23 protein-coding genes and 1 tRNA gene are annotated in these 22,983 nt (G+C 24.9%); 15 read left to right on the top strand and 9 right to left on the bottom strand.

The window, feature by feature from the left end; translation table 4 throughout:
• Positions 1-49: 49 nt before the first annotated feature.
• Entirely contained in the window at positions 50-1,561 is a 1,512-nt protein-coding gene (gene gpmI, locus HLA92_RS02955; protein ID WP_171113379.1) for a 2,3-bisphosphoglycerate-independent phosphoglycerate mutase, read from the top strand.
• Positions 1,562-1,632: 71 nt separating this feature from the next.
• Here the strand turns inward: gpmI and rsmG are convergent, their stop codons facing one another.
• The 4 genes from rsmG to rpmB form a co-directional block, all read right to left on the bottom strand.
• Positions 1,633-2,331, bottom strand: coding sequence for a 16S rRNA (guanine(527)-N(7))-methyltransferase RsmG (gene rsmG / locus HLA92_RS02950; protein WP_171113377.1), 699 nt, complete (start codon positions 2,329-2,331; stop codon positions 1,633-1,635).
• Complete coding sequence (locus HLA92_RS02945; RefSeq protein WP_171113375.1) at positions 2,294-3,277, bottom strand: ribose-phosphate pyrophosphokinase; 984 nt, start codon at positions 3,275-3,277, stop codon at positions 2,294-2,296. Before HLA92_RS02945 ends, rsmG begins: the two co-directional genes overlap by 38 nt.
• Positions 3,278-3,347: 70 nt before the next feature.
• Complete coding sequence (locus HLA92_RS02940) at positions 3,348-4,061, bottom strand: ATP-binding cassette domain-containing protein (RefSeq protein WP_171113373.1); 714 nt, start codon at positions 4,059-4,061, stop codon at positions 3,348-3,350.
• A gap of 66 nt (positions 4,062-4,127) precedes the next feature.
• Positions 4,128-4,322 carry a 50S ribosomal protein L28 gene (rpmB, locus tag HLA92_RS02935; RefSeq protein WP_171113371.1) on the bottom strand — a complete coding sequence of 65 codons (195 nt, stop codon included), beginning with the start codon at positions 4,320-4,322 and terminating at the stop codon, positions 4,128-4,130.
• A gap of 181 nt (positions 4,323-4,503) precedes the next feature.
• On the opposite strand from rpmB, the gene HLA92_RS02930 reads away from it, so the two are divergent.
• The 6 genes from HLA92_RS02930 to HLA92_RS02905 are packed head-to-tail and all read left to right on the top strand — an operon-like array spanning position 4,504 to position 13,009.
• Positions 4,504-4,803 carry a hypothetical protein gene (locus HLA92_RS02930; protein WP_171113369.1) on the top strand — a complete coding sequence of 100 codons (300 nt, stop codon included), beginning with the start codon at positions 4,504-4,506 and terminating at the stop codon, positions 4,801-4,803.
• Position 4,804: 1 nt separating this feature from the next.
• Positions 4,805-6,463 (top strand): DAK2 domain-containing protein, encoded by a 1,659-nt coding sequence (locus tag HLA92_RS02925; RefSeq protein WP_171113367.1) that lies wholly within the window; start codon positions 4,805-4,807, stop codon positions 6,461-6,463.
• 3 nt (positions 6,464-6,466) lie between these two features.
• Positions 6,467-7,471, top strand: a complete 1,005-nt coding sequence (gene plsX / locus HLA92_RS02920) for a phosphate acyltransferase PlsX (protein WP_171113364.1) — start codon at positions 6,467-6,469, stop codon at positions 7,469-7,471.
• Positions 7,464-8,147, top strand: coding sequence for a ribonuclease III (gene rnc / locus HLA92_RS02915; protein WP_171113362.1), 684 nt, complete (start codon positions 7,464-7,466; stop codon positions 8,145-8,147). The genes plsX and rnc overlap by 8 nt, the downstream gene beginning before the upstream one ends.
• Positions 8,148-8,154: 7 nt before the next feature.
• Positions 8,155-11,106, top strand: coding sequence for an AAA family ATPase (locus HLA92_RS02910; protein WP_171113360.1), 2,952 nt, complete (start codon positions 8,155-8,157; stop codon positions 11,104-11,106).
• Positions 11,099-13,009: a M13 family metallopeptidase gene (locus HLA92_RS02905; RefSeq protein ID WP_171113358.1), complete on the top strand. Its 1,911-nt coding sequence runs from the start codon at positions 11,099-11,101 to the stop codon at positions 13,007-13,009. The genes HLA92_RS02910 and HLA92_RS02905 overlap by 8 nt, the downstream gene beginning before the upstream one ends.
• A gap of 21 nt (positions 13,010-13,030) precedes the next feature.
• Here HLA92_RS02905 and HLA92_RS02900 read toward each other — a convergent pair whose 3' ends face one another.
• Positions 13,031-13,732 (bottom strand): PQ-loop domain-containing transporter, encoded by a 702-nt coding sequence (locus tag HLA92_RS02900; protein ID WP_171113356.1) that lies wholly within the window; start codon positions 13,730-13,732, stop codon positions 13,031-13,033.
• Positions 13,733-13,818: 86 nt separating this feature from the next.
• On the opposite strand from HLA92_RS02900, the gene HLA92_RS02895 reads away from it, so the two are divergent.
• Both HLA92_RS02895 and HLA92_RS02890 read left to right on the top strand, forming a co-directional pair.
• A tRNA-Arg gene (locus tag HLA92_RS02895) sits at positions 13,819-13,895 on the top strand.
• Positions 13,896-13,919: 24 nt separating this feature from the next.
• Positions 13,920-14,363 (top strand): bis(5'-nucleosyl)-tetraphosphatase, encoded by a 444-nt coding sequence (locus HLA92_RS02890; RefSeq protein WP_171113354.1) that lies wholly within the window; start codon positions 13,920-13,922, stop codon positions 14,361-14,363.
• Positions 14,364-14,572: 209 nt separating this feature from the next.
• Here HLA92_RS02890 and HLA92_RS02885 read toward each other — a convergent pair whose 3' ends face one another.
• Together HLA92_RS02885 and HLA92_RS02880 are read right to left on the bottom strand one after the other, a co-directional pair.
• A complete protein-coding gene (locus HLA92_RS02885; protein WP_171113352.1) occupies positions 14,573-15,433 on the bottom strand; it encodes a type II restriction endonuclease in 861 nt (286 codons plus the stop codon).
• A gap of 10 nt (positions 15,434-15,443) precedes the next feature.
• Positions 15,444-16,373 carry a DNA adenine methylase gene (locus tag HLA92_RS02880; RefSeq protein ID WP_212751819.1) on the bottom strand — a complete coding sequence of 310 codons (930 nt, stop codon included), beginning with the start codon at positions 16,371-16,373 and terminating at the stop codon, positions 15,444-15,446.
• 255 nt (positions 16,374-16,628) lie between these two features.
• Between HLA92_RS02880 and HLA92_RS02875 the strand changes: the two genes are divergently transcribed.
• Positions 16,629-17,609 carry a hypothetical protein gene (locus tag HLA92_RS02875; RefSeq protein ID WP_171113350.1) on the top strand — a complete coding sequence of 327 codons (981 nt, stop codon included), beginning with the start codon at positions 16,629-16,631 and terminating at the stop codon, positions 17,607-17,609.
• Positions 17,610-17,652: 43 nt separating this feature from the next.
• Here HLA92_RS02875 and HLA92_RS02870 read toward each other — a convergent pair whose 3' ends face one another.
• Positions 17,653-19,017, bottom strand: a complete 1,365-nt coding sequence (locus HLA92_RS02870; RefSeq protein ID WP_171113348.1) for a Sapep family Mn(2+)-dependent dipeptidase — start codon at positions 19,015-19,017, stop codon at positions 17,653-17,655.
• A 69-nt stretch (positions 19,018-19,086) separates the two neighbouring features.
• Between HLA92_RS02870 and HLA92_RS02865 the strand changes: the two genes are divergently transcribed.
• From HLA92_RS02865 to HLA92_RS02850, 5 genes are all read left to right on the top strand, one after another.
• Positions 19,087-19,857: a TatD family hydrolase gene (locus HLA92_RS02865; RefSeq protein ID WP_171113346.1), complete on the top strand. Its 771-nt coding sequence runs from the start codon at positions 19,087-19,089 to the stop codon at positions 19,855-19,857.
• Positions 19,848-20,618: a 16S rRNA (adenine(1518)-N(6)/adenine(1519)-N(6))-dimethyltransferase RsmA gene (gene rsmA, locus HLA92_RS02860; RefSeq protein WP_171113344.1), complete on the top strand. Its 771-nt coding sequence runs from the start codon at positions 19,848-19,850 to the stop codon at positions 20,616-20,618. Before HLA92_RS02865 ends, rsmA begins: the two co-directional genes overlap by 10 nt.
• A gap of 75 nt (positions 20,619-20,693) precedes the next feature.
• Entirely contained in the window at positions 20,694-20,903 is a 210-nt protein-coding gene (locus HLA92_RS02855) for a hypothetical protein (protein WP_171113342.1), read from the top strand.
• A 550-nt stretch (positions 20,904-21,453) separates the two neighbouring features.
• Positions 21,454-21,588, top strand: a complete 135-nt coding sequence (locus tag HLA92_RS03365) for a hypothetical protein (RefSeq protein ID WP_272869774.1) — start codon at positions 21,454-21,456, stop codon at positions 21,586-21,588.
• A gap of 15 nt (positions 21,589-21,603) precedes the next feature.
• Positions 21,604-21,852, top strand: a complete 249-nt coding sequence (locus HLA92_RS02850) for a hypothetical protein (RefSeq protein ID WP_171113340.1) — start codon at positions 21,604-21,606, stop codon at positions 21,850-21,852.
• A gap of 116 nt (positions 21,853-21,968) precedes the next feature.
• Here HLA92_RS02850 and HLA92_RS02845 read toward each other — a convergent pair whose 3' ends face one another.
• Entirely contained in the window at positions 21,969-22,979 is a 1,011-nt protein-coding gene (locus HLA92_RS02845) for a nicotinate phosphoribosyltransferase (RefSeq protein ID WP_171113338.1), read from the bottom strand.
• Positions 22,980-22,983 lie beyond the last annotated feature (4 nt).

Here is a 22,983-nt window from a genome sequence, read left to right as displayed (position 1 = left end):
TTATGTCAAATATTATTCTATATAATTAAAGTACTTAAATGGAGGACATATGAAAAAGAAAATTATATTAACAATTATTGATGGATTAGGAATGCGAAAAGAAAATCAAGGAAATGCTTTTAATTTAGCAAAACATAAAACATTTGATTATCTATTTAAAATGTGTCCTAATTCTCTAATTGAAGCATCTGGAAAATATGTTGGATTACCTGAAAATCAAATAGGAAATAGTGAAGTTGGACATTTAACAATAGGTGCAGGGCGTGTTGTATATACTGGTTTATCACTAATAAATAATGAAATTCAACAAAACACTTTTAAAAGTAACAAAACACTTTTAGATATTATAAATCACTCAAAAAACACTCAAACCACACTGCATATTATGGGACTTTTAAGTAATGGAGGGGTTCATTCTTTAGACAAACACTTATTTGAAATTTTAGATATGTGTTTTGAAAATAATTTAAAAAATGTAAGTATTCATATTTTTGGAGATGGAAGAGATGTTGCACCACAATCCATTAATCAATCATTAAAAATTTTAAATAAAAAAATCACACAATATAATTATGTAATTTCTTCTATTGCAGGACGTTTTTATGCAATGGATAGAGATAAAATTTTTTCTAGAAATCAATTAGCATATGATGCTATGTTAGGTCAAAGTGATAATCTCATTGAGAATATAGATGATTATATTCAAAAACAATATTCTCAAAACATTTTCGATGAGTTTTTTGTTCCTGCTTTTGTTAAAAACTCAAAACCAATTAAAGATAATGATTCGATTATATTTTTTAATTTTAGACCTGATCGCACAAGACAATTATCTCATTTATTTTTAGGTTCTAAAATATATGATTATGAACCTAAAAATAAGGTAAAAATAGCTAAATTTGTTTCTTTAATGAAATACGAAGACATAAATACTGATATTGCATTTAAAGAAATGAAAATTATTAATCCATTAGGGGAAGTTTTAGCCAATAACAATATAAAACAATTAAGACTAGCAGAAACACAAAAATATGCACATGTTACCTACTTCTTTAATGGTGGTAAAGATATACTTTTTAAAAATGAATCTAGAATATTAGTTGATAGTATAAAAGCTGAATCATTTGCTGATTATCCTCATATGTCTGCTCAAGAAATTACTGATGTTTTATTAAAAGAAATAAAAAATTATGATTTTATTATTGTAAATTATGCAAACCCAGATATGGTAGGTCACACAGGAAATTTAAAAGCAACAATAAAAGCCATTGAATTTTTAGATCAACAATTTGCAAGGATTTTAAATTATTTAGAAACTTCTGATGAAGATATTAATTGATTTATAACAGCAGATCACGGTAATGCTGAAATTACTGAAGATATTAATAATCAACCTGCAACCAAACATACCACTAGTCCTGTTATGTTAATTTCTTATGATAAGTCTATTGCACTAAAAAATGGTACATTAGCAGATATAGCTCCTACAATATTAGATTATCTAAATATAAAGCAGCCTAAAGAAATGAATGCTCAAACATTAATTACCAAAAAATTTTAAAGTAATAAAAAATCAAGTACTCACAATTCACTTGATTTTTTATTTTTTATACTGCTTTTATACTCAAAAAACTAATTTTTAATTATGATATTCCAAGGTCTAGGAAATTTATTGTCTATATTTTGAGTTTTAAAAATATAGACTAAATTATTTAATCTTATTCCGTGAAAGTTATATTCTTTAACAGAAGATTTTAAATTTAAAACACTCAAAATTTTTTGTGCATTTTCTAATTCTAATTGAACGTTAGAACCTTTAATAAAAACTTGTTGGCTATTTATTTTACCTAATTGACAAGAAATTTCCACTAAATATTTAAGTTTCATAACTGCTCTTGCTGTAACTAAATCAAATTCATTTTGTAATTTAACATTTTCAGCACGATCATTAATTATGTTTATTTTTAATTTCAGTTGATTTTTCACTATTTCTAAAAAATTACAGCGTTTTTTTAAAGGTTCAATAATTGTTAAATCAATATTTTTATTGGTCATTATTAAATAAGGTAAACTGGGAAAACCAACACCAGCACCTATATCAACTAATTTATATTTATAATCATTAGATAAATCAAAAGCATTTTCTAAAAGAAAATATGATTCAATAAAACCTTCAATTATGAGTTGTTCTCCATAAAATCCAGTCAGATTCATGACTTTATTATATTCTTCAATCAAAAGATAATATTCAAAAAGAATCTCTAATTTATCAGAATCTAAATTAATATGAAAATTAATTAAAATTTTCTCAATTTCCGTCTTTGTAAGCATTATAAATTTCTGTTAATGATTTTTTATTAATATTTTGTTTAATAACATGAGCTAATAAAAATCCAAGTGATAAAATTTTAATTTTTTTGTATTGTTTTAAATGTTCAATATCTATTGAGTTAGTAATAATGACTTCTTTAATACTTGGTTCATTTTCAAACATTTCAAAACCTTTACTAAAAATTCCGTGAGTAGCTGCTACGATAATATCTTTAGCTCCATTTTCTTTTAAGGTTTGAGCTGCTTTAATTATTGTTCCACCTGTGTCTATAATATCATCAATAATAACAACATTTTTATCTTGAACATCACCTAAAACACCCATAACTTCACTTACATTAGGTGAAGTTCTTCTTTTATCAATAATAGCAATTTTGATGTTATTGGAAATTAATTCACTTAATGTTCTAGCTCTTACAGCACCCCCGTGGTCGGGACTAACTACTGTAAATTCTGAGTTTCTTTTTCTTAATTCTTCTGAAAAGATTAATTGTGCTCTTAAATCATCAACTGGTACATTGAAAAAACCTTGAATTGATGAATTATGTAAATCTACTGTTGTTAGTTTAGTAATACCTGCAACTTCTAAAAGATCTGCTACTAATTTTGCTGTAATTGGTTGACGTTTATCAGCTTTACGATCTTGTCTGGCATATCCATAATATGTCATAACAACATTTATTGTTTTTGCACTTGCTCTTTTTAATGAATCTATAAAAATTAAAAGTTCCATTAAATTATCATGTACATTTTTACCAGTATTACAAATAATATACGTATCTAAATTTCTCACTGTTATATCACTTGATAATAATGTTTCATCATCTGAAAATATTATCTTATTAGGTTTTTGAACTTCTATGTCTAAAATTTGCCCAATTTCTTCTGCTAATTCTCAGGAATTATCCATTCCAAAAATAATTGAATTTTTATAAATTTTTTCCATTTTAACCTCTAAAATATTAATATATTAATATTATAAATTTTAAATGATTCAAATTTATAAAATTCGACATTTATTTTTTGAATATTAAATCATAAGTTTCTTGATCAAAATTATTTCAATTACCTTTTGAAATCATTTCTCCATTTTTAATTGCTATAAATTTATTAAAATACTTACTTGCTAATGAAATATCATGAATTATAGTAATTATTGTAATTTTTTGTTCTTGATTTAATTTTTTCAATATCTCTAAAAATTCAATACTAGATTCAGGATCTAAACTATTTGTAGGCTCATCTGCTAAAATTAAATCTTTATTAATTAAAATCAATTTTATAAGTTCTACTTTTTGTTTTTGTCCACCACTTAATTCACTTACTTTAGTAAAAATATACTCAAACATATTAAATTGTTTTAACAAAGCATATATTTTTTCTTTAATTTGCTTTTTTACAAAAGGAAATTTATAAATTCTTAATATACTTGTATATACATCATCACTAGGTATTAAATTAGTTTCTTGACTTAAAAAACCAATTTTTTTATATAGTTCTTTTTTTTGTTTTTTGTTATACTGTTCAATATTAATACCATCTATACAAAAATCTCCACTTTCTTTCACTAAATCACCAAAAAAAGCATTAAAAATTGTTGTTTTTCCTGCTCCTGAAGACCCAATAATTGAAACCATATCGCCACTTTTGATTTCAAAATCTATATTTATTAATTGTGTATCTTTTTGTGTATTATATCTTGCATAATAATTTGAAAATTTTATTTCCATATCTATCCTTCATTTTTTATAAAAAAGCATTAAAAAACCCCACATTTGTGAGACTTTAATTATAAATTAAGCAGTAAGTCCATATTTTCTTAATGTTCTTGCTGTTTTAGCGGTTACACGGATTTTTTTCTTTTGTCCGTTGTCTAAAATGGTAACTTTTTGTAAGTTTAAATCAAATCTTCTTTTTGTTGCATTCAAAGCATGTGATCTTTTGTTACCGCTTAGAGCTTTACGTCCGGTTAAACTATCTTTACCTGGCATTTCTACTCCTTTTATAAATATATTACGTAATTATTTAGCATTGCTTAAATATTTTAACATAAACACAATTATTTCTAATATCTTTTTTAAAATATTTTATAAATTTTAAATTTCTTTATTAAGATTGTTCTTAATAGTGGTAATTAATAAAAAATACTAAAAATAATATAAAATATTAACTATGGAAAAAGACAAAATCACTATAGAAATTTTAAATGCTGTGTCAAGCATTGTGGGAATTGTTGGTTTTGCTGACTTAGATTTTTTAAGTGATAATGAAAATACAAAAAATAACAATTATCAACAAATCATCATTAAAGATAATAATTCTCAACATAGTATTTCAATTGGAATTATAATTCTTTCTAATGTTTCAGCAAAAAGCATTATTGAGCAAATTTATCAAACAATTAATTATATTTTAAATAAATACAAGATAAACTTAGCTAATTTAGATATTTTTATAAGAGGAATTCAATAATATGAACGGAATACAATGAAAATATGCTGTTATTTCAGCTGCTAATAATCTGGGTAACCATAAAAAAACTATTGATAATTTAAATGTTTTTCCTGTACCTGATGGTGATACTGGAACAAATATGTTTGCAACAATCAATGTTGCTAAAGAATTTTTAGAAACTATGCCAGATAATGAACTAGAAAATTTATCATATGCTTCTAACTTAGTTGCACAACAAATGTTACTAGGTGCAAGAGGTAATTCAGGTGTTATTCTTTCACAAATTTTTCGTGGATTTGCTAATGCTTTTAAAAATTTAAAATCTGCTAATACAAATAATCTTATTGATGCTTTCAATGAGGCTACAAATATAGCTTATAAAGCAGTATTAAAACCAATCGAAGGAACAATATTAACTGTAATTCGTGAAACTAGCCAATCTCTTTCAACAAATGTTTTAGCAAGTGCTTCTGTTAAAGATGTATTTGCAAAAGCCTTTATTAGTTCTAATGACAGTGTAGAAAAAACTCCCAATTTATTACCTATATTAAAAGAAGTGGGAGTTGTTGATAGTGGTGGATTTGGACTTGTGAAAGTCATTGAAGGAATGAGTCTATATTTCCAAAATCAACCTGTAGAGATAGTAGATACTGATGAATATATTAATAGATTTATAAATGATACTGAAGTATTTGAAGGTGAGTTTGGATACTGTACTGAATTTATTATTGATTTAAATAAACCTAATAAATTTGATAGAGAATACTTGGTAAAAAAATTAGAAAAATTAGGATCAAGTATTGTTGTAGTACATGATAATAATTTTTTAAAAGTACATATTCATGCACTAAAACCAGGAACTGTTTTAAATTCAGTTCAAACACTAGGGGAATTTGCAAAAATCAAAATTGAAAATATGACACAACAAGCAAATAATTCTAAACAAAATACAAGCAAATTAAAAGAACAACAAAAAACAACTGATAACAAAGAAGATGCTAATAATCAAATAGTTAATGTAAATTGTGGATTAATAACATGTAATAGTGGTGAAGGTATTATCAATATGGTTAAATCACTTGGTGCTCACTTCATAATCGAAGGAGGACAAACTAATAATCCTTCTACTGCTGATATTGTTTCTGCAATTAATAAAATTAATGCCAAAACAATTTTTATTTTACCTAATAATTCAAACATAACACTATCTGCGCAACAAGCTTCACAAATTTCAGGTAAAAAGAAAAATGTTGTTATTATTCCTACCAAAACACAAGTAGAAGGTATCTCAGCACTTTTAAACTTTAATGAAGATTCTAGTCCAGAAGATAACGAACTAAATATGAAAGATGCAGTAAAATCTATTAAAAGTGCGGAAGTTACTTATGCAGTTAAAGACACAAGAATTAATGGTGTAAGAATTAAAAAAGGTCAATATTTATCTCTAACTAAAGGTAAAGTATTATCAACTCATACAAATCAAAATGATGCTGCAAAAGCCCTTTTTGATGAATTAATTGATGATACTAGCGAAATAGTTACTATTTATTATGGTCAAGATGCAAGTGAAGCAGATGCATATGAACTTCAAGAATATATCCAAGTAAATTTTGATGTTGAAGTTGAAATCAACAACGGAGGACAAGCATTATATCCATACTATATTGCTATTGAATAAAATATGAAAACAATTGTTGTTGACACACTAAATAATGAAAATGGTTCTCAAAATGCAATCAAAGCTGCATATAAATGAGCTTTTGAAAATCCAAATTATACTTTAATTTTATTTGGTAATAATAATGATCTAAAACAACTAAATATAAATTTACCTCACAATATTATTTTTAAGCACTCACCATCAGTTGTAACTAAAACTAGTAATATAAGAGATGTCTTAAAACAGCCTTCATCGATGTTAGATGCAGTTGAATTTACTAAACAAAACGATGTTGATGCACTATTAAGTAGTGGAGATTCAGGATCTCTAGTCACTATCACAACTTTAAAACTAAAAAGATTACAAGGAATATCTAGACCTGCATTTATGCCTTTAATACCTAAACAATCTGGAAAGCAATTTTTACTATTAGATGTTGGTGCAAACACTGAAACAAAAACTGAATATTTAATACAATGATCAAAAATAGCTACTATTTTTTATAAATCACTTTTAAATGAACAAACACCAAAATTAGCTCTTTTAAACATTGGAACTGAAGAATATAAAGGTCCTACTATACAACAAGAGGCTCATCAAATTTTAAAAAATAGCAATAATTTATTTAAATATAGTGGATTTATTGAACCTAATAATATTTTAAAAGATGATATTGATATTGTGATTTCAGATGGTTATGCAGGAAATATTTTATTAAAAAGTATGGAAGGTGCTTATTCTACTTTATTTACTTTATTAAAAAATGCTTTTATGTCATCATTTATTACTAAAATTGCAGCATTATTATTGAAAAAACAATTAAAAATAATTAAAAATAAATTTGATTATAAAAAAATAGGAGCTGCTACGATCATTGGTTTTGATAAAATTGTTGCAAAAGCACACGGAAGAAGCAATGAAGATGCTTTTTATAGTGCATTAAATCAACTAAAACAAATAATCGAAGCACGAACAATAAATAAAATGCAAAAATATTTAGCTGAAATTGAGGATAATAATGAATAACGATTTTAATCAAAAATTACTAGATATTTTACACAAATTCAACATCAACACAAACAATTTAACTAATTTTCATTTTTTTGAAATCTCATTTACTCACTCAACTTTTGCAAATGAACATAGACAATATAAAAGTTATGAATTAAATGAATATTTAGGAGATGCTATTTTACAATTCAAGGTGTCTGAATACTTATTTTTAAAATACAATAATATAGATGAAGGTCATGCAACAACTTTAAGATCAACTTTAGTTAAAACAGAAAATTTAGCCAAAATATCACAAAAATACGATTTATTTTCACTATTAAAAGCTTCAATGGGTGCAATAAATCAATTACAAAATTCTAAAAAAGTTTATGCGGATCTGTTTGAAAGTTTTATTGCAGCTATATATTTATCACTAGGTATGAAAGCTGTAGAACAAGTTTTAAATAAAACCATTTTTGCTGATGTAGAATATTACGTTAATAAAGAAAATAAAGACGCAAAAACTCTTTTTCAGGAATTTATTCAATCTAATGATTTATCAGTAAGTTATGAAACTAAAAAACATCAAGATGGCTTTATTTCTACTGTAATTTATAATAAAACAAAATATGGTGTAGGATTAGGTAAAAATAAAAAAGAAGCAGAAGAAAATGCTGCACAAAACGCTTTAAAAAACCTAAATATTTAGGAGGAATATGAAATTAATAGAAGTTCAAGCATATGGATTCAAATCATTTGCAGATAAAGTAAATCTAAAATTTAATGGTGAAATAGTTGCTATTGTAGGTCCTAATGGTAGTGGAAAAAGTAACATAAATGATGCAATTAAATGAGTACTAGGTGAATCATCTTCAAAAGCTCTACGTGGAGATAGTATGGAAGATGTTATTTTCAGTGGTTCAGAAACTGAAAAAGAAATGGATAAAGCTGAAGTAATTTTAACATTTGATAATTCAGATCATGAGGTATCTATTCCTCATGATAAATTTACCATTTCTAGAGTTTTATATCGTGGTAAAGGTTCAAATGAATACTATATAAATGGGGAAGTAGCAAGAATGAAAGATATTAAAGAAATTGCAATGCAAAGTGGAATTTCTAAATCTTCATTAGCTATTATAAGTCAAGGAACTATTAGTGATGTAGCAGAAGCAACACCCGAAAGAAGACGTGAATTTTTTGAAGAAGCTGCTGGAACTAATATGTATAAAGTAAGAAAATTAGAAGCACAAAAAAAATTAGAAAAAACTAATGAAGCATTAGTGAATATTACAACATTAGTAGATGAACTAGATAGACAATTAAAACCACTAAAAAAACAAGCTGAAAAAGCGAAAATTTTTATGGACAAAAATTCACAACTAAAAGAAGTAGAAGTTGCTCTATTAGTTCATGAATTAAATGAATCTACAGAAATTATTAATAACTTAAAAAATGAATATGGTGATGTTGATAGTGTTATTGCTAATTTAAATGATAACTTACAAACAGTGGAATCTCAACTAGAGTTAGTAGCACAACAAAGAAGAGAATTAGACAAAGATATTGCTGATTTTAACAAAAAAATAAGTTCTTTAAATGAACAAATTAATAACTTACAAGTTAGATCCATTCAAGATAGACAACAAAGAGAATGAATTTTATCAGGTAAAATTCAAGTTTCTTTAACTGAAAAATTAGACACAATTAAAGATAGATTAGAAGAATTAAATGCAATTATTGCTTCTTATAAACAATTTGAAAATCAAGCAAATCTGCAAATTCAAAATTTATCTGAAAAAAATACTGAAATTCATAAAAAATTATTTGAATTAAACAAAAATCTAAGTGCTCAATACGACAATCGTTCAAAACTAAATGCTAGATTAGAGCAATTTAAAGACATTAGAGATAATAAATTAACATTAACTAAAGGAACTAAAACAATTGTCGAAAATTCTTCATTATTTAAAGGATATAAAGGAATTGTTTCTGATTTATTAGAAGTACCACAAGAATATACTTTAGCAGTGGAAACAGTATTAGCAAGCGCTTTACAAAATATTGTAGTTGATGTTCCTGAAACCGCTGTAAGTGCTGTGGAATTTTTAAAAAATAACAAAGCTGGAAGAGCCACATTTATTCCTTTATCATCAATAAGACCAAGAAACATTAGAGAAGAACATTTAATCGTTGCTCAAACTCAAGAAGGTTTCATTGGTGTTTTAAGTAACCTTATTAAAACTAAAAAAGAATTTGATACTTTAAGACAATTTTTATTAGGTAATATATTAATCACAAACAATATCGATGAAGCTAATAGACTATCAAAACTATTAGAAAAAAAATATATGATAGTAACTTTAGATGGAGATATTATAAGAGTGGGTGGAATTATAACTGGAGGACAAAGTGCCCAACAATCAAATACATTTGAACTAGATAAAAAAATTCAAGAATTAGAAGATTTAATTCCACAAATAACTTCAAAAATTAATGAACTAACTAAAACTCGTGATGATTTACAATTTCAAAAAGAGCAAATGACAACCAATAATAGAGAACTTTCTGTTCAATTATCAGCAATTAAACAAAAACAACAAGAAGCTGTAAATGAATTTGATGAACTAAAAAATCAATATGAAACTCAAACTAATAAAAAAGTAACACTAGAAGAAAATATTGATTTTAGTCAAACAATTGAGACTTATATTTCAGAAAGAGATTCAACTTTAGCAATACTAAATTCAAAAAATCAAAAACTAAAAGAAATTAATATTAGTATAGATGCACTTATTGACCAAAAATCAGATATAAATGCAAATTATCGTGAAGCTATGTCTGTACGTGAAAAATATTTAGTTCAACAAACTAAAGCAAATTCAGTAATTGAACAAGCTAATAAACGTTTAAGTGAACAATATTCACTTCTATATGAAAATGCAAAAGAACTTTATTACAATCCAGATATAGATTATTCTTCTGCTAAAAAAATTGTTCAAAACTTAAAAATAGAACTAAAAGAGTTAGGTAATGTAAATATTGACAGTATTGAAGAACTAACTCAAACTCAACAACGTTATGATAAAGTAAGTGAATCACAAAAAGAATTAACTGATGCTAAAAATATCATCGAAAAAGCTATCGAGGAAATGGATAAAATTATCATCGAAAAAATTACTAATACTGTGGAATTAGTTAATAACGAATTTAAATTTGTATTTAATAAAATGTTTGGTGGTGGGATGGCTGAAATTAAATATACAGATCCAAACAATTTATTAGAAACTGGTTTAGATATAATTGCTCAACCTCCAGGTAAATCAGTTAAAAATTTAAAACTATTTAGTGGTGGAGAAAAAGCTCTAATTGCAATAAGTTTACTATTTAGTATCCTAAAAGCTAAACCACTTCCTTTATGTATCCTAGATGAAGTAGAAGCAGCATTAGATGAAGCTAATGTAATAAGATTTGCTGAATTTTTACACAAATTAAAACAAGATACTCAGTTTATTGTTATTACTCATAGACAAGGAACAATGGAAAGAGTTGATAAATTATACGGTGCAACAATGCAAAATCGTGGTGTTACTACATTCTTTAGTGTTGAATTATCAAAAGCAAAAGAATTAATTAAAGATAAAATAACAGGAGCAAATAATGGATAAACAATTATTAAAAGATGATTTTTATGAAGCAATAAATGGTGAATGATTAAAATCAGCTACAATAAGAGCTGACAAAACTTCTACTGGTACATTTATGATTCTACACGAACAAATGGAAAAACTGCAAGAAGAACTTATTGATAAATGGTCTCAAAATTTAAGTGAAATTCCATCTCATTATCCAAAATTAGTTGAAATGGTTAAACTATATCAAATGGCTAATAATTGAACTAAAAGAACACAATTAGCTACTCAACCTATTCAACATATTTTAGATTTTATTAAAACTTTCACATCTTTTGAAGATGTCTTTCAAAATTATCAAAAGATGTTATATATTGGTTTATATGTTCCTATCGAAATGGAAATATATACAAATTTAAGAAATTCTGAACAAGAAATTTTATATATTGATAACCCATCTACAATTTTACCTGCTAAAAATATGTATGAAAATGAAGAGAAAAAAGCATCATTATATTATTTATTTAAACAAACTACTAAAAAACTTTTAGAAAAATTTAACTATTCAGATACAGAAAGTGACAAATTAATTCAGCAAGCTTTAACTTTTGATGAATCATTGTGAAAATACACACCAAGTCCTGAATTTAGTGCTGAAATTTTAAACATAGCAAACATTATGTCAAAAGAAGAAATTAAGAATCAAGTTAAAAGTGTAGATATTATTTCAGTATTTGAAAACATTTTAAAAAATAAAATAGAATTTGCTAATGTTATTTATCCTGACTTTTTCAAAAACTTTGACAAAATCTTTACAAAAGAATCATTTGAAAATTATAAAGCAAGACTGCTAATTCATGCAATTTATAATTTTGCTCCTTTTTTAACTGATGAAATTAGAATTTTAGCTGGAGAATTTAGTCGTGGATTTACAGGTGTAAAAGAAGCAACTAAAAAAGAATTATCAGCTAGAAATTTAGCTTTATCACAATTTAATATGGTGTTTGGTAAATTCTATGGTGAAACATATTTTGGTGCTAAAGCAAAAAAAGATGTTGAAAATATGGTCAGTGAAATGATTAAAGTTTATAAAAAAAGATTATCAGAAAATACATGACTTTCCAAAGATACAATTGTTCAAGCTCAAAAGAAACTTTCAAGTTTTAAAGCATATGTAGGTTATCCAGATAAAATCAATCATTATTATGACTTAATGTTTACTAAAACATATGAAGATGGTTCAAATTTAGTGGAAAATATTATAAATTTTAGAAAATTAGTTTTAGAAGAAAATTGAAATAAATATTTAAAAACTAAAGACAAAACTATGTGAAGTATGTCACCAGCTGTAATTAATGCATATTATTCACCTACAGATAATAAAATTGTTTTCCCTGCTGCTATTTTACAAGCTCCATTTTATTCAATAAATCAATCATCATCAAAAAATTTCGGTGGAATAGGTACTGTAATGGCTCATGAAATTTCACATGGTTTTGATAATAATGGTGCTAATTTTGATGAAAATGGAAATATTAAAAACTGATGAACTTCTAAAGATTATGAAAATCTAAAAGAAAAAGAACAGAAAATGATTAACTTATTTGATGGTATTGAAACCGAATACGGAATCAGTAATGGAAAATTAACCGTTTCAGAAAACATAGCTGATTGTGGTGGTGTTGCATGTGCTTTTGAATCTGCTAAAATGCAAAAAGATTTTAATGCTAAAGAATTTATGATTAATTATGCAACAATTTGAAGAGCTAAATATTTACCAAAATATGCAGAGTTACTATTGCTTACTGATGTTCATTCACTTACCAAATTAAGAGCAAATATACAACTCGCAAATATGGATGAATTTTATCAAGAATTTGACATTAAAGAAACGGATAAAATGTATATTTCACCTCAAAAAAGAGTAAAAATTTGATAATTAAAAAAGCCAATTGGCTTTTTATTTTGCTTTTTTTAACTTCACATAATACTGAATTGTAAATATGATTTGAACACTAAATATTATTAAACTAAAGATTTGTCAACCTAAAGATATATCAAGTGCATAATTATTATTGTCTACTAATCTTGACACTCAATATATAATTCAAAAAATATTATTTAAAATAAACATTAAAATCATATAAACACTGATTCCAGCAAAATTTTTGGTTTTAAAACTGTATAGAACCTGCGGCATAAAAGCTAAACAAGTAAATGAAGGAACTATAATACCTAAAATAGTTTGTACTATTTTATTATGAATTTTTGGAGTATTAGGAATAATTCCATATATTGTGATGATCGTTGATAATACGCAAAAAATTCCCAAAATTACTGTTACATTAGTTAGTATCAATTCTTTATTATTTTTCTTTTGACCTATAGTTTTATCATAATAATATAAACAAAAAATAACAGCAGAATATATAAAAATACACAATAAGTTTGCAAAAGCTACTTGTATCAATCCACCTGGTAAAAAAGTACCAAATAAAATTCAAGCAAATAAACCTCAATAAAATATTCAAAAACTTACAAATTTAACTTTTCCTACACTTTTTTCTTTTAATAATTTAATTAATTGAGGTAAACCTAAAAAAACAGTTACAATTGCTGCAAATCAACCAAAAACATCACCTATTTTTAAAAATATCTCCATAATTCATAGATTATAACAAAAAAGTAACTCAATTGTTATTTTAATAATAAAATTATTATACATTAATTAATTTAAGAAAAATACGTGGTCACGTAGCTCAGTAGGATAGAGCACAAACCTCCTAAGTTTGTTGTCATGGGTTCAATTCCCCTCGTGATCGCCATTTTTTTTATAATTTGGAGAAAAAATGAAAAAAGAAAAATCTTGTGGACTTATTTTATTTGATTTACAAAAAGACAAAACTTTAGTGCTTGTAATTGACCAAAAAACACATTGAGGTTTTCCAAAGGGTCATGTTGAAAATAATGAAACAGAAGAACAAACTGCAATACGTGAAGTTTGAGAAGAAACAGGGATTGATGCAATTCCATTTGCAACCGATCAAATAAGATTAGTAAGTAATTATATTATTTATGATAATACCCCTAAAGAAGTTGTTTATTTCATAGGAATACCTACTCACAAAAATATTACTAAACAAGAAGAAGAAATTAATGATGCTAAGTGAGTAAAAACTACAGAAGCTTATAATATTTTAAGCTACAATGAAGATAAAGAGCATCTAACACAATGTTTAAAATTTTTAAACAAATTAAAGCCTTTTGACGTTTGAAAAAAATACTTAAAATAATAAATTAACATTTAGACTAATGTTAATTTTTAATTCTAAAATATACACAAAATAAAAGAGTTTCAAATTTACAAAAAACAATTGACATTAATATGTCTTGTTAATTGTTGTATTGTATTTTATTTAATAAGCTTTGTTTAAAATAAAAAATCATAGCAGTTTGCTATGATGCAATAAAATAATATGTATTTATTTGGTTTGATTTTATATTATTTAAGAGAATTTTTTATTATTCCATTTTTTAAATCGTTGATATTGTAAATATTTTTAATTGATTCAAAAGCTTCTTGTAAACCTCGTCTTGAACTTTTTCAACCTTTTCCATCTGTAAATCACACAAATGTAACTTTTTTAATCTGGTTTATTTCAGATGCCATCTGTTTATAGCTTCTTGCTATTTCATTTAATTTAGAACCACCAGATGAGTAAAAATTAGTTTCAATTAAATAAATTTGTTTGTTTGTTTTTATAAAATAATCAAAACGCTTATCAATTAATCCGTTATTTGATAATAAAGATAAGTCAATATTTCACTTTAATTCAATATCGCTTGCATACATCTCTTTAAAATAATCTTTATTAATTTGAAAACCTGCTTGAATTATAAAATTTTCCACTAAATTTTCCATTAAATGTCCACCACGATTTTTACGAGCATTAGAATCTAATCCCACTTCAATTCCTAATACATAATCATATAAATTGCTTATTTTTCGTGTTTCCATCAACTCAAACAAACCGATTTTTTGCATAAAGGTAAGGTATTCTAATGGAGAATAATTCATTTTATTAAAACTAAAATTAAATTCTTTATGATTGTCTAAAATAAATATATCATTAGTTCTTACTGCGATAAGAATAGGAATACATTTTAAAATTTCGGGATATTTATTTACTAGATTTAAGAAATCTTTTTGTATATTCTTCGAACCAATTAATGAATTTAAAATATTTAATTCTATTTTTATTTCATCTACATTTTTATAAATTTTTTTAAAATCTACATAGTATTCATAATCAGAAATACTTTCTCTAAAACTGTTTAATCAATCATCAAAAACTCTGTTCATTAATTATCACCTATTTAAAATTATTTGTTATTAATAATTCAGTAACAATACTTTTTCTTTTATCTGGATTTGGGTTTATTTTTCTGCTGGTGCTTATTCTATTTATATTAAATAATTTATATAAGTCATCAAAGAAATTATCTAAATTATCATTATTTTTAGGATCTGAATTACTTAAAATACACATTGCGCCTTTATTTGATGATTTTGTATAATAATCAGCTAATTCTATTTGTTGTTTATCCCCGAATTTAAATTTACTATATGATGTAAAAGATGCAGTTTTAGTTATCGGTCTATAAGGTGGATCAAAATATACCAATGTATTTTGATCGATGAAATATGCTGATTCTGTATATTCTGAGCAAGAAATAATGACATTTTTTAGCTTTAGTGATATATTTCTCAAATTATCTTCATCACAAATTTTAGGATTTTTATATTTTCCAATGGGAACATTAAATAATCCATCTTTATTTACACGATATAATCCATTGAAACAAGTTCTATTTAAAAAAATAAATAACGCAGAACCATATACAATATCATTTATTTCCCTCAAGATATATTTATTAAATTCTTTTCTTTTTTGATAAAAATATTCTTTTCTTTTTGCGTCATCTAAATTAATATATTCATCTTCCATTTTTTTTAAAATAAAAATTAAAGGTTCTACATTAATTTGAATAGTTTTTCAGACATTTATAAGTTCATTATTAACATCGCTAATATAAATTTCTTTTAAATTATAACTGTTTAAAATATCAAATAATACAGCTCCCGCACCTACAAAGGGTTCACAATATTTATTAATATCTTGACCTAATTTAGAAGGATAAAATTTTCTTATCTCATCTAATAATGCAGATTTTCCGCCTGCTCACTTAATAAATGGTTTTAGTTTAGTTGAAGGCACAATATTTTCTTTCATTTTAATCATTATAATTGCTTTCTGTTAATTTTATGAGTAATAAAATAAATAATAATTAAATTATATAAAAGTATTGTATATTCTGAAACATTCAATGAAAAAGAAAAATTCAAGTTACAAAAATTTATTTTATTAAAAAACATAAAAAATGTGTTTAATTAAATATTTTTTGTATTTTTCTGCATTTTAAGTACAATTTTTAAAAAAAAAAAAAAAAAGATAAAATTGTGTTCGATGAAATTTTCATCAAGAAAGGATTTTTATATGAAAAAAATAACAAAGTTTTCTCTCTTTGCACTTGCTTCTTTTGGTCTTTTAGCAGTTGTACCATCAGTTACTATTTCTTGTGCAAAAGAAGATAATGATTTAAAAACTAGTGTTGAAAAAATTAAAAGTGAATTAAATAAAACAAAAACTGAATGAGACGCATTAAAATCTGCATTAGAATCTAATAAAAAATCATTAAAGGAAAATAATGATTTATTAGTTAAAACTAATGCAGAAGTTACTGCTAATAAAACTGAAATAAAAAAAGATACTGAAAAATTAACACAAATTGAAACAGAACTAAATAAAATTAAAGAAGATTTTAGTCAATCATTAACAAAAAATTATCCAATTTTTAGTGAAGCAAGTGAAAAAATTACAATAGATTATAAAGACAAAAAAACAGTAAGATTTTCTGAATTAGAAGGCAACAAGATCAATACAAAAGACAATATTTCGTTTTCTAATATTCCAGATGGAGTAGAATATAAATTTATTTCTGCTTCTAAAAACCAAGAACAAACTAAAATTGTAGTCAAATTCAAATTAATTTCTAAAGGTTTAGAATCAACAGAATTAATAAAAGAAATTTCTAATGAAGGATTTAAAGAAGAATATTTTAAAGGATTAGAAATAAAAGGCATTACGGTGTCACAAAAAGGTTATTTAGATATAACATATTCAAACAAAGATACAGATAAGTTATCACAACTAGGAGTTCCTACATATACACCAGGCCCTCAAAGTAATAACCTACCTAAAATTTTATATCTTTCTTTACAAGACACTCAAACAAATTCAATATATAAAGTTAATGTAAGATTATATTATAACAATGATGCATACACAGCAATTTCTCCAGATTCTTTTAAAGGTAAAACATTAAAATTAATAGATGCAAGAATTGTCACTGCAAATCATAATGTACCAATCAAAGTTAAAGCTAACATCACTCTTAACCTAAGTACTTGACAATAATAAAAAAAGCAGAAATTCTGCTTTTTTCTTTATAAATTTGTGATTATAGTTTTTGTAATTCTTTTAATGCATTAATATAAATTTCTAAATCCTGTTTTATTTCTTCAAAAGTAAATCTTTCATTAGGGGCATGCATTAATTCCATTTTAGTAGTTGCACCAAATGCTACACAATTTTCGAAAGTTCTAGCATAAGTTCCGCCACCTATTGCAATAGGTTTTTCATCAAATTTTTGTGTCACTTGTTTATAAACATTCATTAATGTCTGAACTAATTCTGAATCAGAAGCTATATATTTTGCTTTTTTTGAACCCACCATTTCAAAAACATATTCATATTCATTTTCATCTAAATAATAAATTAAATCATTATTTACTTCTTCAGGTAATTTTTTAGCGGGAACACGCATATCAAAACCGATGCTAAATTGATTATTATTAGTTCTTAAAAATGCTGGGTTAGAGCTTAAAGTTCCACTTTCATCTTCATAATTGAAAAATATATCCGGCATTGAAAAATCATTATTTTGAAAATTTAAATATAAAAATCTGAAAAAATCGTTTTCAAGATACTTTTTATCATGTTTTACAATCGTTTTAATAAATTTTAAAATAGCATTATCGCCAGCAGCAGGAGTAGAACCATGTCCCGCAATTCCCTTAACTATAAATTTGTTTTCATTTATTATTTCAATGTCTTTTTCGTTAAATAATTTACTTAAATGACTGGCTTCAGAAGTTTCTATAGATAAAGAATCAGGGATTTGATTATAAACAACTCCAGCTTCTAATTTTCAATCTTTAAATTGTTCAAATTTTAAATCATAATCAAAAATAAGTTTTTCTGCAAATACAAGTGGTCATTCACCATCGGGTGTGTATCCTAAATCTGGATTTCCAAAATCTTTTAGATAAAACTTCATAGATTCCATGGTTGTTTCTTCACTTAAACCAAAAATAGCTCTAATTGTGTAATTATCGTCAATTAAATTATTATCAAGAATATATTTCATTGCATATAAAGTTATAATTGAAGGACCTTTATCGTCTAACGTTCCACGACCAAAAATTTCATTTTCTTTAATAATAGGTTCAAAAGCAGCACTTTCTCATTGATTGTCATCACCGCTAGGAACAACATCTAAGTGACATAATATTCCAATTAATTTTTTACCTGAACCTATTTCACAAAAACCATAACGGTTTTTTTTGTCTTTATATGTTTTAAAACCAAATTCTTTTGAAAGATTTAAAACATAATTTAATGCATTATCAACTTCTTTACTAAAAGGAAATTCATTTTCTAAGTTAGTAACTGATACTGAAGGAATTTTGCATAATTTTGCAATATGTTCTACCATTTCTTTAAATTCTTCTTGTGTTTGTGTATATTTAATAATGTTATTCATTAATTCTCCTTAATTTACACATAATTACTTCTTTAAATTATAATTGTTTTATATAAAAAAAGGAAGAATATGAAATATATTGATGTACATACACACCCATTTTTAGAATATTATGATAATCCCATAGAAGTTTGTAAAAACTGACAACAAGAAGAAATGAAATTATTATTTATGGTAGGTACAAATTTTGAAAATTCAAAAGAAACAATTGAACTAAGTTCAAAATTAGATTTTGTTCACCCTATTATAGGTATTCACCCCAATGAATCTAATGGATTAGAAGATGGTAAAAAATTAGAAGAAATTATAACTAAAGATGTAATTGCAATTGGTGAAATTGGTCTTGATTATCATTATGATGATACTCCTTCAAAATCAGAACAATTAATATCATTAATAAGTCAAGTTGAAGTTGCAAAAAAACATAATATTCCTGTTATGTTACATATTCGTGATGCCATGGAAGATGCTATAAATTTTGTATCAAGAGATGAATATAAAAATGTTACATTTATTTTTCACTCTTTTTCAGGAACAAAAGATGATGTTGAGATTTTGTTAAAAAATCGTAATATTTACTTTTCCATTTCTGGAGTGGTTACTTTTAAAAATGCTCAAAGCACTCAAGAAGCTGTAAAAAACATACCATTAGAACGTTTATTTGTTGAAACGGATACTCCTTATCTTGCTCCTGTACCAATGAGAGGAAAAGAAAATAAAAGTCCAAATGTAAAACATACATACAAATTTATTGCTTCTCTTAAAAATATATCTGAAAATAAATTAATAGAACAAGTTGAAACAAATGTAGAAAAGGTTTTTAAAGTAAAATGCAAATAAAAGCAAAAAAATCTCTTGGACAAAATTTTTTAGAAGATAAAAATATATTAAATAAAATAGCGAGTGTAGTAGATATTGAGAATAAAAATATTCTAGAAATAGGTCCGGGTCAAGGAGCTTTAACCAATATTTTATTAGACAAAGCTAAAAATGTTATAACTTATGAAATAGATAAAGATATGGTTGAAATATTAAAACAAAATATTTCAAATCCAAAATTACAACTAATTTATGGTGATTTTTTAAATGCCAATCTATCTAATATAGAACAAGATTCAATAATTGTTGCAAACATACCTTACTATATAACAACTGATATTTTATTCAAAATATTTGATAATTCTAACCATTTTAAACAAGCGGTTATTCTAATGCAAAAAGAAGTAGCAGAAAGAATAGTTGCAAAACCATCAACAAATGAATATTCTAAATTAACAGTTTCAAGTAATTATTTCTGTAATGTCAAAAAAATGTTTGACGTAAGTCCAAATGCTTTTAATCCTGCTCCTAAAGTTTTTTCAAGTGTTGTTTTATTTGAATTTAAAAAAGATCTAGAATTTAACTCTCGAGAATTTTTATCATTTGTTAAACTTTGTTTTAATTTTAAACGTAAGAAATTATTAAATAATTTAATATTAAAATATGAAAAAAATATTATACTAGAGATTTTTAGAACTTTAAATTTTTCAGAAAATATAAGAGCTCAAGAATTAACTTTGGAAAGTTTTAAGCTATTATTTAACAATCTTAATAATATTTAATTCAAAAGCATAAAACTTCTTGTTTTAAAAAAATGAAAATTGAATTTTTGATTTTTAATATATAATATTATGATTATGAAAAAACAATATACACAATTATTTGCATTAGCAACAGGTATTTCTATTTTTTCTATCCCTTTTATAGCTAGTGCATGTACAACAAAACAAGAAAATACAAATGATAAAATAAAATCTGAAGATTCAAATATTAAAAATATAGATGAATCTAAAAAAGACCAAAATATAAATCAAAATAACACTACAAACACCCCCCAAGGTAAATAATTCAAATAAACAAAGTAATAACATTCAACAAAATAATTTAAACGCACAAAGCAAACAAATGCAACAAGATAATCGAAACACAAAAGAAAAGGATTCAAACGCACAAAGCAAACAAATTCAACAAGATAATCCAAAGACAAAAGAAAATGATACAAAGAAAAAAGATTTATAAACCGAAAAACAACCTGAAAAGGAAATTACACCTAAAGTTGAGGAAAAAATTCCAACATTTGATGAACAAAGATTCACAGATGATATTTATTTAGTTAATTTATTTTCTACTTCATTTGGAACTACTACTGGATACACACATCCTTCAGAATTTAAACATTATAATAAAGAAAATCTAGTAAATAAACTTTTAAATTTAGTTCAAAATATAAATGATTTACATTTTAATGATGTTGAATGACTAATAAAAGAATTATTAGAATTTATACAGATTGTAAAAGAAAAAGAAAATCTAACAGAGTCAGAATTTATTTTAGCAGAAACTAAAAATAAATTCAACCCTCAAGAATTAGAAACAACAGATGACAACAAGTTTAAAATGATTTTCAAACATTTAAACTCTTTAACATCTAGAAAATTTAAAGAACCTTTTGTACTTCCTTCAAAAACAGATGGTACATCTAATGGTAAAATACTACAATGAAATGACAATATTAAAAAAGCTTTTTTTTAATATTGAAATTCACTTATGGAGAATAATCAAAATTATTTATACCCATATGTACTAGACTATGCAAAAAATCTTTTAGAAAAAAGAATTAAATGAGAACATACTCAATTAGATGCAGCTAACAAAACTCATAGTACCTTCCCTGAGGATCTTAAAAAAGAAGTTTTAATTAAACAAATTTTAGATATATTAAATAAAGCTAATGAAACTTCACCAATTAATAAAACTGATATAGCAAATATAACAACATTAGCTGAAAAATTATAATAAATACAAAATGTTAACTTAGAACCAAAAAATAGACTCTAATCACTGGTACTAAGTCTATTTTTTTATATTATTATGGGATGTTAAAAATTATTTGTGTCATTTTATCTTTTAGGTTATTTGTTTACTTTAATTTTTTTATATTCTATTAATTTAGAATTAACACTATATTTTCTTCCTGCTTTTGCACATAGTTTGCCATCTATTTTTGTTGCATCTGCACTGAAATTAACTCAAACTTTCAATAAAGCAGCACCAACTCCATAAATATCCACAGGAGCATTATTATCTTCAAATTCTTTAATTTTTTCAGCATTAAAACCACTTGAAACTATTATTTTAACATGTGAACCTTCATTTTCATCAAGTGCTTTACGCAATTTCTTAATTTGTTTAACAGTTACTCCAAACTCATTTTCGGATTCACTAAACATATTGTCTTTCATATTTTTAGATGTATCTACACGAACTGCTTTAAGATCTGTTTTAAACTCTTTTAAAACATTTAAGGAATCAGTAATGACATCATTGTGAAAATCTACTAATGCTGTTAATTTGTCATCTGGAAATATTTCTAAATAAGCTTTTGAAGCTTTAACCAAATCTCCTTCAAACATTTGTATTAAAGCATGAGGCATAGAACCTCATGTAAATTCTTTTTTGAAATTACTTGAAGCATATGTTGCATGATTTAAAATTCCTCCGACTGAAATTGCATAACCATCAGATAATAAATTTCTATAATGATCAGCTCTATCCGCCATTGAAACTACTATTTTCTTATTTGATGCATTTTTTATTCTATTTGCATTAGTTGCTATTGAACTTTGACGAGCTAAAATACCATCAATTATTCCTTCAAATTCACCAAATTCTCAGTAAGGACCTTCTAATTCTAATACAACTTCTTTATCATTAATTATTGAACCTTCTTCAATATACTTTATTTTATAATTGTTTGTATTAGTGTAAGTAGCGAGTAAATCTAATACTTCGTTTATACCACACAAAATAATATTATCGTTTCTTTGAAAAAATTGTAATGTCACAATTTTATTACTTAATTTATTTTTTGCTATTTTAGCTGTTTTAGAAAAATAAATAGCACTATTATCTAATATATCCATATTA

Source organism: Mycoplasma miroungirhinis (genome assembly GCF_013008815.1).
Classification (GTDB): domain Bacteria; phylum Bacillota_I; class Bacilli_A; order Mycoplasmatales; family Metamycoplasmataceae; genus Metamycoplasma; species Metamycoplasma miroungirhinis.
The sequence above is the reverse complement of the archived record's forward strand: the minus strand, read 5'-3'. Positions and strand labels throughout refer to the sequence as shown.